This is a genomic window from Lysinibacillus sp. NPDC058147, assembly GCF_042884205.1.
Taxonomy (GTDB): Bacteria; Bacillota; Bacilli; order Bacillales_A; family Planococcaceae; genus Lysinibacillus.
The window spans coordinates 263966-278539 of sequence record NZ_JBHVUJ010000002.1; the positions used below are offsets into that span (position 1 = coordinate 263966).

10 protein-coding genes and 2 pseudogenes are annotated in these 14574 nt (G+C 34.1%); 2 read left to right on the forward strand and 10 right to left on the reverse strand.

Features of this window, described 5'->3' with window-relative positions; translation table 11 throughout:
• Positions 1-3: 3 nt before the first annotated feature.
• Positions 4-210, forward strand: coding sequence for a DUF3311 domain-containing protein (locus ACFVT8_RS06650; protein ID WP_387082801.1), 207 nt, complete (start codon positions 4-6; stop codon positions 208-210).
• 4 nt (positions 211-214) lie between these two features.
• Positions 215-1704: pseudogene (locus tag ACFVT8_RS06655) on the forward strand (sodium:solute symporter family protein).
• A 992-nt stretch (positions 1705-2696) separates the two neighbouring features.
• On the opposite strand, the gene ACFVT8_RS06660 reads toward ACFVT8_RS06655, so the two are convergent.
• The 10 genes and pseudogenes from ACFVT8_RS06660 to ACFVT8_RS06705 form a co-directional block, all read right to left on the reverse strand.
• Positions 2697-3653, reverse strand: a complete 957-nt coding sequence (locus tag ACFVT8_RS06660; protein WP_387082802.1) for an acetyl-CoA carboxylase carboxyltransferase subunit alpha — start codon at positions 3651-3653, stop codon at positions 2697-2699.
• Complete coding sequence (gene accD, locus ACFVT8_RS06665; RefSeq protein WP_387082803.1) at positions 3646-4494, reverse strand: acetyl-CoA carboxylase, carboxyltransferase subunit beta; 849 nt, start codon at positions 4492-4494, stop codon at positions 3646-3648. The genes ACFVT8_RS06660 and accD overlap by 8 nt, the downstream gene beginning before the upstream one ends.
• 21 nt (positions 4495-4515) lie before the next feature.
• A pseudogene (locus ACFVT8_RS06670) lies at positions 4516-5154 on the reverse strand (FadR/GntR family transcriptional regulator).
• A gap of 840 nt (positions 5155-5994) precedes the next feature.
• The gene (locus tag ACFVT8_RS06675; RefSeq protein ID WP_387082804.1) at positions 5995-7557 is read right to left on the reverse strand and encodes a glycoside hydrolase family 10-like protein; all 1563 of its coding nucleotides are present in this window, start codon (positions 7555-7557) and stop codon (positions 5995-5997) included.
• A gap of 651 nt (positions 7558-8208) precedes the next feature.
• Positions 8209-8529 (reverse strand): putative quinol monooxygenase, encoded by a 321-nt coding sequence (locus ACFVT8_RS06680; protein ID WP_387082805.1) that lies wholly within the window; start codon positions 8527-8529, stop codon positions 8209-8211.
• 505 nt (positions 8530-9034) lie between these two features.
• Positions 9035-10891: an alpha/beta fold hydrolase gene (locus ACFVT8_RS06685; RefSeq protein ID WP_387082806.1), complete on the reverse strand. Its 1857-nt coding sequence runs from the start codon at positions 10889-10891 to the stop codon at positions 9035-9037.
• 57 nt (positions 10892-10948) lie between these two features.
• A complete protein-coding gene (locus tag ACFVT8_RS06690) occupies positions 10949-11515 on the reverse strand; it encodes a TetR/AcrR family transcriptional regulator (protein WP_387082807.1) in 567 nt (188 codons plus the stop codon).
• Positions 11516-11976: 461 nt separating this feature from the next.
• Positions 11977-12231 carry an IS66 family transposase zinc-finger binding domain-containing protein gene (locus tag ACFVT8_RS06695; protein ID WP_387082808.1) on the reverse strand — a complete coding sequence of 85 codons (255 nt, stop codon included), beginning with the start codon at positions 12229-12231 and terminating at the stop codon, positions 11977-11979.
• Positions 12232-12349: 118 nt separating this feature from the next.
• Positions 12350-12991, reverse strand: coding sequence for a 5,6-dimethylbenzimidazole synthase (gene bluB / locus ACFVT8_RS06700; RefSeq protein WP_249106544.1), 642 nt, complete (start codon positions 12989-12991; stop codon positions 12350-12352).
• 1287 nt (positions 12992-14278) lie between these two features.
• Positions 14279-14572 carry a putative quinol monooxygenase gene (locus tag ACFVT8_RS06705; RefSeq protein WP_387082809.1) on the reverse strand — a complete coding sequence of 98 codons (294 nt, stop codon included), beginning with the start codon at positions 14570-14572 and terminating at the stop codon, positions 14279-14281.
• Between the last annotated feature and the right edge of the window lie 2 nt (positions 14573-14574).

The following is a 14574-nucleotide window of genomic DNA, read 5'->3' on the forward strand; positions in this document are numbered from 1 at the left end:
AAAATGACAAAAAAAAGCCTCTGCTATTTACTCTCGCTCATTGCATATTTTGGAATGCCTTTAGGAGTCCCTTTTATTAAAAGTGCCGAACCATATATATTAGGTCTTCCACTTTTATTATTTTGGATGGTTTTATGGATCTTTTTAGGAACAGGTTTAATGATTATCGTTCATCGTATAAATCCTACTGCAAAAGAGGAGACAGAATAATATGATAATTTCAGTTGGAATCATCGCAATTTTCTTAGGTATTGCTTTATTTTTAGGCATCATGGCAAGTAGAGGTAAAGATATGAGCCTAGAACAATGGACAGTTGGAGGCCGTGGATTTGGTTCTATCTTCATCTTCTTATTAATGGCTGGTGAAATTTATACAACTAATGCATTTTTAGGGGTAAGTGGTTGGATGTACGGAAAAGGTGGTGCAGCATTTTTCAATATCGCAATGCTAAACTATGTCATTGCTTACTGGTTGACACCTAAAATATGGGCTTATGGAAAGAAACATAGTCTACTATCACAATCTGATTTTTTTGAAAAGGCATATAATAGTAAAATTCTCGGCACACTTGTAGCCATTGTAGGGTTAGCAGCTTTAATTCCTTATTTAGTCATTCAATTAAAAGGTCTTGGCATTATAGTTTCTGAAGCTTCTTATGGAGCGATTGATCCGAAATTAACAATTTGGATTGGCACAATTGCAATGATTGTTTATGTTATGGTTTCAGGAATTCATGGTTCAGCTTGGACAGCTGTTATTAAAGATTTCCTTATTCTCGGTGTTGTGTTATTCCTTGGTATCTACTTACCTATTCATTATTATGGCGGTATACAACCAATGTGGGAAGCAATTGAAGCTGTTAAACCAGGATTTTTAACGCTTCCAGACACAGGTTTTAGTGCCTCATGGTACATTTCAACAATCATGTTAACATCGTTAGGGTTTTATATGTGGCCACATACATTTGTTGCTACTTTTTCAGCGAAAAGTGGAAATGCCCTAAGAAAAAATGCAATTATGCTTCCTATCTATGCGTTATTTTTATTATTTATTCTATTTACTGGAGCAGCAGCAATTTTACAAATTCCAGAATTAGAAGGAGGCGCTGTTGATTTAGCCTTATTTAAAATCTCAACGCAAACATTTAATCCAGTTATTGTTGGCTTTATTGGAGCAGCAGGGTTGCTAACTGCGATTGTTCCGGGCTCATTGATTTTGATGTCTGCAGCAACACTATTTGCAAAAAATGTTGTAAAACCTATTCGTCCTCAAACGACCGATCAACAAATTGCTATCATTGCTCGCTATTCAGTCCCAGTAATTGCACTTATCGCACTTTACTTTACTTTACTTTTAGCGGTGGTGGAGCAATTACATTACTATTTTTAATGGGATATGGTCTAGTTACTCAATTCGTACCAGCAGTTGTAAGTAACTTTATGAAGAAAAATCCATTAACTGTACAAGGTGTGTCTGCTGGGATTATTGTAGGAGTTTCGATCGTAGGCTGGCAAGCAGCTACAGGAGCTCATCTAAGTAAGCTGTTCCCAAGCTGGCCATCCTACATCCAAGATATCAACATTGGTTTTCTTGCATTGTCTGTAAATATTTTAGTAAGTCTAATTGTAAGTTCGTTTACAAGGAATGTAACTGCTAAAAATGATGGAATTACAAATGAGAAAACAGTAGAAAACACCCCATAATATCATTTGTATTTTCTTAATGTTCCGACTCTTTAAATTGAACCAAAAGTTAGAAGGAGATTTACTATTTATTCTAGTCAAATTCCTGTTAATTCGTCATCAAATTAAGTCGTTGTGAACGATATTGTTATTCAGACCAATCGTTATGAAGAATATTGTGGCTATTATAGAATTCCAACAGATTCAAGTAAAATGTCGTGAAAATAACGATTTTTTCTAAAAAACATGGAAATTTAAACTTATAAATGAGGAATATAACAAATATTTGAGTGATCAATGGACATGCAAGATTGATTTATGCTAGAAGTGAGTCGTATTTCAGATGTAAATTTATTTGGGAAGAATCCGTTTTAATAAAAGCATGTAAAATGGATTCTTTTTAATTTAACTATATGAGTGACAAGATTAACAATTTTTATTTAAGTAATCAAGAAATCATCAAAGTCTAAAATTATTTTATTATTGAAATAAAATTAAGCTATTTACGTCCATTTATATACGTTTTGTCTCACTGTTATTAGTATACTTTTCATTGATACGTAACTTCCTATAATTTATATTATGTAAACTAAAATTATTTTGCGGGAGGAGGGCTTGGATACTTCAACTACCCTGTAAAAGGACACAAAGTACGCACTTTCGGAATTTATACGTAATTTCGAAAAAAACGTGACACAAAGTTTACACAGTTAGTCATTCCGACTGTTGGTTTGGAATAAAGTTTGATTAAAGGTTTGTTGCAAATGTTGATTTTATAATAGAAGAAACCCACGCATTTTGAAAAAAGTTTGATCAAAATACGTGGGTTTTATTTAAATGCGAAGTTATTTTTATCAAACTATATTACAAATAATCGAACTTTATTATAAATGATCAATCTTTTTACAAACTACAACTCTTTTTTCTTCCATCATTAGGATATTAATTTATTTAAGAAACAATTTTTATCTCTTTACGAACAAATTCACATGTCCAAAAACCTAAAAATGAATTTAAACTTCTGTATATTGTCCAATCTTTCTGAATTTCTCATAGCGATCTTCAATTAATTGTTCGCCATTTAGAGAATTCAATGCTTTTAGTGTGACGCTTATACATTCTTTTATATAAGATGCTTGCTTCGCAACATTGCGTTGTGCTCCACCAGTTATTTCAGGGATTATTCCATCAATAACGTCGAGCTCTTTTAAGTCAGGTGCTGTTATACGCATTGCTTCTGCAGCTTGCTTCCCTAGGCTACCATCTCGCCATAAGATCGATGCAGCCCCTTCAGGCGAGATAACCGAATACGTTGAGTTCTTTAACATAAAGACGCGATTAGCTACCCCTAATGCAATGGCACCCCCACTTCCGCCTTCCCCAATAACAATACTAATAACTGGTACTGTTAGAATCGCCATTTCAGAGAGAGTTCTAGCAATGGCTTCACTTGGGCCGCGTTCCTCAGCTGCCTTACCCGGATAGGCTCCTTTTGTATCAATAAAACAAATAATTGGGCGCTTAAATTTCTCAGCTTGCTTCATTAAGCGTAATGCCTTACGATATCCTTCAGGGTGTGGCATACCAAAATTTCGTCGAATATTTTCTTTAGTTGATTTTCCGCGTTGATGTCCAACAATTGTTACGGGCTGTCCTTCAAAGAGAGCAATTCCTCCAAGAATAGCTGCATCATCACCAAATGTACGATCTCCATGTAACTCAATAAAGTTTTCACACATAGCTTCTATATATTGTAAAGTAGTTGGTCGTTCTGGATGTCTAGCAACCTGTACACGATCCCATGGCTTCATATTGGCATAAATAGATTGTTCTAGCTGTGTTAGACGTGTTTCAAGCTTTTCGATTTCGCTTGTCATATCTACATCTGCCTCTGTAGCAATCGTTTTTAATTCATCAATTTTTTCTCGTAATTGTACTACTGGTTCTTCAAAAGGTAAATTTTTAGACATGTTGCACACCGCCTTTTGTATGCATTTTTACAAGCATTACTACTTGATTTCGTAAATCCTTCCGATGGAAAACTGCATCAAGCTGACCATGCTCTAGTAAAAACTCTGACTTTTGGAAATTATTTGGTAATTTTTCTCTTAATGTTTCTTCAATGACACGGCGACCAGCAAAGCCAATCAATGCTTGTGGTTCAGCAATATTAATATCTCCAACAGAGGCAAAGCTTGCTGAAACGCCACCGTATGTAGGATGCGTCATGATCGAAATAAATAATAGTCCTTCTTCACTATGACGTTTTAATGCCACACTCGTTTTTACCATTTGCATTAATGATAGAATACCTTCTTGCATGCGCGCTCCACCACTAGCAGTAAAAATAATAACCGGTACACGTAATTCAATAGCTTTTTCAACGGCACGTGTGATTTTTTCTCCTACAACGGAGCCCATTGAGCCCATACGGAAATGAGAATCCATAATGGCTACAACAATTTCTTCTCCATCAAGAGTACCTAACCCAGTCAGTACAGCTTCGCTTAATCCCGTTTGTTGTTTAGCCACTGAAATTTTTTCTACATAATCAGGGAAATTAAGTGGATTACTTGTTTGTAAATGATCATCCATTGAAACAAATGAACCTTCATCTAAGAGATATGCTACGCGCTCCTGTGCAGTCATTTTGAAATGATGGTCGCATTTTGTACACACTTTATGATTTTTTTCTAATTCCTTTGTTAACTGAATGTGACGGCATTCTGGACATTTTGTCATAAGTCCTTCTGGAAATCCCTTTTCCTGTCCGTCCCCTTTCTTTTTACTAAATAAGCTACGTATTACCATGTTTTACTCCCCCTTTGTTGTCTAAATGCCTTGTTCAGCATTCATCCACTGTTCGTAAGCTTTTAATGCTTCTTTTTCATAGCCAAGCTGCATCGATTTCAACATAGTTTGAATGATTAATTTTTCTTCTTCTGTTGAGTTTCGATTTAAACGGTCACCGGCATAAACTGCTAACTGAAACCAGACTTTTAGTGAAAGACGATTTCCTGACGTGATGATTATTTCTCGTAAAACATCCCGAAATTTAATCGTACTTTCTATCTCTAGCTTTACAAAAAAACTGCCCCACACTGGTAGTGTTCGCAGAGTCTCTGTACAACTTATAACGCGAATGGCTTCCTTTTCATGAATTTGTCGCGTTAATTCGACATCCTTTTTGATTTTTCATCTTCTAATAAAAACATCGACAATATTTCTACGAGCTGATGCTTTTGTAGAAGCTAGAAACGTACCTTCCCCATGTCTCGTTTCAATAAGACCTAATAACTCTAAACTTCGCAATGCCTCTCTCACAGAGGATCGCCCGACACCTAGACGTTCTGAAAGGACTCTTTCGGAAGGTAGCTTTTCACCAGCCTGTATTTTTTCTATTTTAATAAGTTGTCGTAATTGTTGGACGATATCTAAAAACACTTTCTTTTGTTCGGTTTTTTTATCCATACGATCAACTCCTCGGTCAATCTATTCGCCTTGGAATAATTATTGCTGTCGCTTTCCTTTCGCGCAGATAAACAATGCATCCAAAGGCTTTATCTTCATTCAGTATCTTCATTCAATAGGTGTTTGGATACCTACTAAAAAGAAACAAAATCCACCACCTTCAGATGATGGCGTCTCTTACTGAATGAATTCAAAAGTGGTCTGGCCACTTTTGAAGTTGGCTTTATCTTACAAAATAATTATTTGAAAGTAAAGAAAAAACTGCATAAAAATTTATGCAGTTTCTAAAACTCCCTTCAATTTCATATTCTTTTCGTCGTTTGTGCATATTTTATTTTCACTTGAGGTCTACCAAAGCGCTTTTCAAGCGTTCTCTCAATGTAAAGCAATTCATCTTCTAGTAAAAGCTCTTGAACAAGATGAAAAACTTGCGGGAATAAGGTTACAGAAACCGTTCCAAACTCATCCTGAAGTCAATAAAGGCCATTTGTAAACGGCGACCTTATCTAGCACTTTGAGTGTCTAGAAGTTCTTGTCCACGTACAACATCTGTATATGGACTAGAACTTGCAGACACTCATATAAAATTAAGTGTAGTCTTTTAATAAAAATTCATTAAAATGTTGCTTTAAAATAAAGTTTGTTCAAAAAATCTTCACCAAGCCAGCATTTTACGATAAATAAAAAGAATCCATTTTGTAAAAAGATTGATCAAAATGGATTCTTATCCCTCAAATTTAAGATTGTTTTTTATAAAAAAGATCGATTATTTTCTACCAACAGGCTTTGAATCTACAGGTTTTTCTGGTTGCTCTGGCCCTTCAGGTGTTGGCTCTTTTGCTACTGGTAAGGATTTCCGTCTTTTAGAACAAAAGCAGTTTTACTTTCCACACCTGTAGCAGATATAGACTTTATACCATATGTGTATACTTTACTATTATTTGCAATAGTATCTACATAAACAGTATTACCTTGTGTGTTATAAACCACGTCTACTATATTTTTAACGTCTTCATATGATCCTTCTTTTGTTCCATCAAATCGGTATATTACATATTTCCTTGGTTGAGTACTATTTTCATCTGTAATAGTAAGCTTCATGCCGAAAGACTCTTTACTCAATTTAACATCAGTTGGACATAAAGGTATTGCAGAGCCTTTCCAAGAAATTGTAGGTGTTAAAGCTTTATAATTGTATAGTTGCTGATTTAGATAAGAAGCATATCCAAGAGCGTTATTGTTAATACTTCTTAGAGAAAAATGCATTTGCCCTTGAGCATTTTTATTTGCTCTGTTGGCGATTACTTGGCTGAAAAGTTCCGTCTTATTATTCCATGCAGTATCAGAATCATTTCCAACTTTATGATTGGCCATGCCAATATATAGATTAATAGGGTGGACTTTTGCGTATGTTTGAACTTCTCTTCCCCACCAATCTAATAAAACAGAGTAATTTGCTGCTTTATGATTTCTGGACCAATAGATTTGAGGCGCAATATAATCGATACTTCCATCTTTAATCCACTGTCTTGTATCAGCATAAAGATCATCGTAGTTACTCATTCCATTCGTGTTACTACCAGTAGAATCTTTCCCTTTGTTTCGCCAAATTCCAAACGGAGATATTCCATATTGAACATGAGGTTTAATTGCCTTAATGCTTGCATAAACCTTTTTTACTAATTGATTAACATTATTTCTGCGCCAGTCTTCAATATTTTTGAATGAGCCACCATATTTTTTAAAAGTTTGTTGATCTTGAAAAGTCTCTCCTTTTATTTTATAAGGATAGAAGTAATCATCCATATGTACAGCGTCGATATCATAGTTGCTTACTAATTCTTCTATGGTTGATAATAAGTAATTTTGAACTTCCGGCAAACCAGGATCTAAGTAGTATTGTTTACCGTATTTCACTACCCAATTGGAATTTTTACGGGCTACATTATCGGCAGCAAGATTAGACAAAGATTGCGAAGGCATAGTGACCCTATATGGGTTTACCCAAGCATGAAGTTCTAATCCTCGCTTATGTGCTTCGTCCAGCATTATTTGCAATGGATCAAAACTTGGATTGGTCCCTTGTGTCTTGCCTGTTATATACGATGACCATGGAGCAAGCTTAGACGGGTACAGTGCATCATTTAATGGCTTAACTTGAAAAATAACTGTATTAAAGTTATCAGCTTTTAATTTGTCTAAGGTACTTTGAACCCATTGAGTATATTGGGTTTTACTCATACCTGCCTTCATATCAATATTAGTTACTGTTGCAATCCAGGCTGCCCGCATTTCATTTTGAGGTAGTGAATTAGCTGTAGCCTTTTGATTTGTAAAAACAGGAATAAGTAAAAGTAAAATAAAAAAAGTTACTAAGCACTTTCCAAAAAAATTTTTAAACATAAATAATGAAATCTCTCCTTTTAATTCTCAGCTATTAAAACCTAGCTGTTACTATAACCTAAGTAAATACCATTTCAGCCTATTCTATAAAAGTAGGAACTGATTTATCCTTCTAAATTTTGTCGGCAGGACCCCCTATTGGTAATTTCAATTGTTTGCGAAGCTCGTTGGAAAATTTTATTCTGTTTCTTCGCTTACTATATAATACCACAAATCCCCAATTATTCTCCCTTCACCGGTAATCTCCATTTATTTAAATTCTTGACGCCAATTTTATGATAGCGTTGAATAGCAATCATTTGGTCAATTGTTAAGTTTGTTTGATAAAGTGGACCATACGGTGGAAGGATTGGAAGAAATTATTCACAAGATAAACATCAGTTTTAACATAAATGTCCAATAAAAAAATCATCTCAAAGGATATCTGAAGAGATGATTTTATAAAACTTTATTAGGGAGTGGTGTAATAGCCGAATTAACTCCCGAATCCTTTGAATTTTAATAAAAGTATTTTTATAACTCATTAAATTAATTCTTCCTGTAACCATTTACATTAGTTACCTTGATATTTTCATAACTGTAAAGAGGCCAAAAAAGTCATTAATTGAACAAAGAGTTGAAGTCGATCTTCATTTCTTGCTTTCGTTTAGCTTAATAAAAATTCGATAAAGTGCACTTACCACCCCTTGTTTTTAGGGTGCTTATTCTCTCCATTCCAGTAATGATTGGTTTTGCACGCTTTATTAATGTTTGTGTAGATTCAAGTGTTAGAGAAGCTTTATGGGCATTTTCATTACTCCACACCTCATAAACATAAACACAATTTGGTTCATTTTCAGAAACATTTACGAGATATATCTCGCATTCTTCAAGATTCTCCATTGATTCTGCTGCTTCCAACAAAATATCTACCATTGTGTCACGTTCGCCCTCTTGTATTGTAAACTTCCCAAACAAACTGAATTTGTTCATTATGAACCTCCTTATTTTATAACCTGTTAACTATTTCTACATCCAACCTCTGTTATCCTTTTAATTACATAAACAAAAACTAATAAAGCTTCTTCAACTAACCTCCCTCAACACCGTTTCGATATTCCCAAATAATAAGTGTATTCTTTCACAAACTTGTTTATTTTCACTTAACGTATTGCGGGAATGCAACCTTATAGTCACATAAGAAAAGGGCTACCTTATTTTTATTAAAGAAAGTTCAATAAAAATAAGGTAGCCCTATTTATAATTGGCTTATTGCCATTTCACTTGATAAGAGTACTTATAAGCGTCCATTTTTTCTAACAGCGAATAACTTGAAGATCACTTTCCATCAAAACAACCTCTCTGTATCTTTCATAACTGATTATCTTATATTTTATTTGCTATACAAATTTATTCAATCCCCACAGTCCATTTAATTACATACCATGCATAAAAAGCAATACTTTGTTCATACCCACTTTTTATTTATCCCACAATCTCATCTGCTAGTACTACTATTTTTTATTACCAAATTAGCCGTTTCACTCGGATGGTTAAGAGGAAAATGATGACCATATGGAACAAAATCAACCTTACCAAGATGCGAAGGATCAGAATAGCCTCTGTCATATTCCCCCCAAATAATGCGAAGATTATACTTTGTTACTTCATTGAAATCACCTTGAACGTTTTTCAATAGTAAACTGTTAAGCTGAACCGTAGTATTTAAAATTCTAGGAGAAGTAAAACTTTTACTTATTTTTTCAATATAATGTTCAGGGATGCTCTCTGTACTTTCAAATAAACCATTACTTAATAAATAACGCTCTATCAAATTAGTAGTTGCCAATTTCAATGTCCATTTGTTCATAAATTGAGGAACAGTTATCGATTTAGCATTTTTTTTAGCAACAGGTGGCTGAAGTAAAGTAATTGTATACTTCTTATCTATGTGCTTTTGTACTAATGCTTCCAAAAGAATATACGCACCAAATGAATGGCCAATTAGATGGGCACCATTAGTAGCTTTCTCCAATAACTTTTTCAATACATTCAAATAGATATTTAAAAGATTTTTCTCTCGTTTAAAAGGAGAACGTCCCAAACCTGGAAGGTCCATGATCCATACAGGTCGACCCGTTTTTTCATGAAGCTCTTTCCCTAAAGGAAATAAATCCTCTCCATCACTTAATAAACCATGTAATAAAATAAACGGTTTACCCTCTCCTTGAGTTTGGTAAATGGTAGTATTATTACATAATGTTCGTTTAAATAAATGACTGTGCTGGCAATTTTGATACATCATGCGATAATCCAGATCAGCTATTACGGCTGGGAAAAATTTCATTACATTTGTCTCCTTAAACCAATCTTCTCCCATAATCTTTTTCGCTGAACCATTTGAAAAAGTTCGATTTGTAATAAAGTTTAGCCCATCAGCAGGAATTTGGGTTATTTTGCTTACGCCACTATTCATAAGTACTTTCATAAATGGCAATGGGGCAGATATTTTAGGTGCAGTCATATTCATACTTTCTGACATAGCATCTAATAATTCTGAAATATTCTGATCATGTTGTTTATCTTCAACAAGTGTATATGTTTGTATAGTTGGTTGCTCCAATCTGAAAACCTGCACAATAAACTTTGCTAGTTCATCGTTTGCAATAAGTGGTAATCTATATTCCTTTCCTCCAGGAATCACTGGCATGAGACCTTTTCGCATACTCATCACAAGCAAGCCTAAGCCTCCTGTTTGCTCCGTACTCCCTGTTTTACTACTACCAACTACAGTTGGTGGATTAATTACTGAAAGCGGATAACCTACTGTTGATGCCTGCTGACGGATATAAAGATCTGCTAAAAACTTTGTTCTCTCATATGGATTTTTTATTTTCAAAAAATTATTTCCTTCTTTAAACACATCTATCGCAATCTTGCTATTTTTATCATCAAAGGGACTCATATAGCCTACAACATGAATAAATTGTTGCAATCCCTTCAATTGATGAATATTTTTAGCGATTTCACTAATATGTTGGGCACCATTCAAAAATACGGAAGCTGCCTCTTTGCTTGTCGCTTGAATATCCATGGGGCCTCCTGCGTGAATAATCACATCCGTTTTCAATACCCACTCCTTATCTTCAGCACTTAGACCTAAGTCTATTTTCGTCAAATCACCTTCAATAAAGTGCATAACTGCCTCTTTTAAGATACCTCTTTCTTGATAAATGCGTGTTGCTTTACTTTTCGATCTCACTAATAGAAGAATTGTAACATTCTCTTTGGCTAATTCCTTCACTAATTGCTTTCCAATAAAACCTGTTCCACCAGTTAAAAATACTGTTCTCATATAAATCCTCCTTTTAGTACTGTTTAGTACTAATTTGATGTAAAAAAAATGCTTCTTTTATCGAAGCAAGTTTAAAAAATGATCTGCTGTTTTCATGATTACAGTTGCATCCTTCAGTGTTTCTGAAATAAATAGCGCTCCTTCAAGATTTGTAATAAAAAGAGATGCAACCTCGTCAATATTAATTGTCTTTCTAAATTCACCATTCTCTACCCCTTGTTTAAGTAATAAAGAAACTTTCGTTTGTAATCCTGCAAAAAAAAGACCTATTTTTTCTTTTACTTTTGTGGCATTTGTAGGGCTTTGAATATAAAGCGTAATAAATGGACAGCTCCCCTTATATTCTCTCGACTGAACTCCTTGTGATAATTGCTTTAAAAACAGTTGGATACGATCTTCAACTAATAATTGGTTTTGAGATAGTAAGCCATCAATTGCAGATTGATACATTTCAATCCAATAATCAACGACCCCTTCCAACAATTCTTCCTTGTTAGAGAAGTGATAATACACATTAGACTTTGAAACTTTGCTTACACGAACTAATTCATCCATGCTTGTATAAGCAAATCCTTTTTCTAAAAATAATGTTGCAGCTACTTCAATTACACGTTTTTGATTCATTAATTTTCCTCTCGTCATAATTAGTACTGTACAGTACTACGATGGGCGTTGCAAGTATTTTTGTTAGTTTAATAAAAAAATAGATCAAAAAAGCTATACTTTAATTGATTTTAATGCTAAAAATTAATCTCATTTTGAACAAAGTTGTACTGAACCCCAAAACTGTTTTGGATGGCCTGCAATTTTTTACTGTATTTTAACGCTAGGTTCATATATTTTTGAAAAGACATACGAATTTATTTTTGTAGTCACTAAATTGCTAATGCATTTTTTCAAAAGAAGGTGATCCATCCACCCATTTCAATAATTTTTCTACAATTGGCTTTGAATATTTTTGCCGTGATTTTCGGTGTTTACCTGGTGGAAGATGCTTAAATTGACGTTCTAGGCGATACAGTTGGTCCTGCAATACTTCGCTGAATGGCATCTTGTGGGGCTTTTCCACGTTTCATTTGTGCTTTTTATGTGGCGTCCTTTTTACAGTGCTTGCACTCGTAGGCATGTTCAATATGCTGGATACACATCATTATTGCCGGAATGAATTTTGCTTCTTCACGCGCAATCGTTATACCAGCTTCAGTCATTTGACCAAGGCAACAGTCACATTGTATGTTTTCAAGATGATGATGAATTTCTTCGATTTCCATTCCATCACGAAACGAATCATTTCGTTTTTTATGTAGTTTACGAACAACTGTATACGTAACAGTTGACATGCTTTGTTCTTCTGTGTGCTCAGATTCGCTAGGAGTTACTGCTCGTGCGTCGCTAAAAAGAGTTACCTATGCAATTCAACATTATTCAATTAACGCCCCCTGATAGATTAATAAGTCTCTAGTTTTGTCCCCATTTATTTTCGAAAATAAGATGTTCTAAAGAACGTCTTTTTTCCCAATTAGCTAACTCTAAAATGGGCTTTTCTGGGTAATTTTCAGTGTAACCGATTGATATAAGAGCAATGGGATCAATGTGTGGTGGTATTTCTAAAATGTCTCTAATATCATTCTTTTTATAAAAACTTACCCACCCCATCGCAAGTCCTTCAGCACAAGCTGCTAACCACATATTTTGAATAGCACAGGCTGTTGATAAAATATCTGTTTCAGGAATTGAATTTCGTCCTAATACATGGGAACCTCCTCTTGTAGGGTCACATGTAACACAAATAGTTATAGGAGCTTCTTTTAAACCCTCAATTTTTAAATCAAGGAATTTCATTTTTTTCTCCCCATCATAATGAATAGCTAATGCTCGGCTTTCTTTTTCTGCTGCCCAAGCCAATTTTTCTTTAATTTCGTCAGTGGAAATCAAAATAAAGTTCCAAGGTTGCATAAATCCTACTGAAGGTGCATGATGAGCTGCATTTAATATTCTATGTATAATGTTTTCAGGGATAGGAGTTGATAAAAAACTTCGAATATCTCTCCTATTATAAATAACTTTATAAATAGACTCTCTTTCTTCATTAGAAAACATAAATTCCTCCCCTTTTCTTTACAAAAATGTTTATTTTTAATATTAACTGATTTTTCATTATTCTGCCACGTAGGTTGAAGTAAAAATGCACCAAAAAGCGTGGTTTGGGTGTGTTTGTCCTTATCGTTGTATCCTCATAAATCTGACTCCACCTCTTCTAACACTCGTCAAATCGATTACCACATTTCCGTTCAGTTTCATATATGGATAATGGTACCACTAATAATAGACCGGTTTAAAGACACCTTTTGCAGATTTCACAATTGCCTTTGGCTGCTGAATCGATAATCCTTCTAATAGCCAACGAAGCTCTTGCTGAGAGAGAGTTCATACTTCAGCGTGTTATCAATTTAATGTATAAAATTGAACAAAGGAAATAATTCATTAAATATCTCTAATGGGATAGGAATTATTGATTGGGATGAATTATTTATACGATTTACAGCTCTTCTTAATGTTCGTGTTTTATTAGATTTTCGAAGCATCCAGCTGATGGACAAATAGCACTTTCATTGATTAAACACGAATATTCAAAAGCGTTTTTCAATAAAAAGTTCGAAAAATACCTTTGTGCGATAAAATTTTACAAATTCTGCTTTTTATTTACCTAGCTGTAGCAACAAATAAAAAGCCATGAGACGCATCGAAATTTAGTAACAGATACCATTACCCATCTCGATTGCTCTAACAGCTCAAATTAAAAAGTACTTTCTATTTTTAAAACGAGCCCCTTTTATTTTTGAAAACCTTTCATCATAGCTGTAGCAAATTAGATAACGTAATTCCTAATTTCTCCATTCGTATTTCATCAGCAATTGAGCCCCGTTTAATTCTGCAGATTCATCTTTATCATTAGACTTTTCACAATATATAAACATAATTAATAACATTGGCAATTAAAATAAATGCAAGATCACCATAAAAACGGATGATAAAACAAATAGCTAATCACAGATTATTTATTAAAAGACAAGTATTTTTTTGTTATCAATGTTAGGGTTTTGGACTTAAGCCTTTTTGAATGTTATAGTGTCAAACGTACATCTCCAATTTGACCCGATGCTACTTTTGCACAGGTACGCACCACTCGTAGATGAATTGTTCATTTTTTTATATTTAATGGATGTTCATGTGTAACATACTTATTAACACTACAGGTTTTACTTAGTTCCGCTTCTGGCATACTATAAAGCTTCTTTAAGAATATACCAAATTTATCCACCTTAGTTCACTCACGATTAAAGAAGCACCATTCAGTATATTGAACGGTGCAAAAGAAGTTCTCGATTAAGAGTTTAATATTTGTAAACGGTGAATCTCTTGTTTTTCCAGTAGCGGCTCTGTTTGCTGACCACAATATTTATAATGCTCAGTATTAATATGAAAAGTAAGCGCCTCTTCATCTTTCCATCTTTCATAAAAAACAAATGTATCTCTATTTTCAACAGATTCATGAAGAGTATATTGAATACAGCCATCTTCGGCTCGAGATGCTTCAACTAAATTTAGTAACTCTTTTTTTAGCAGTTCACCTTTCCCTGATTTAGCTTTTAAAACTGCAGTGATTATAATTTCGTTCATTA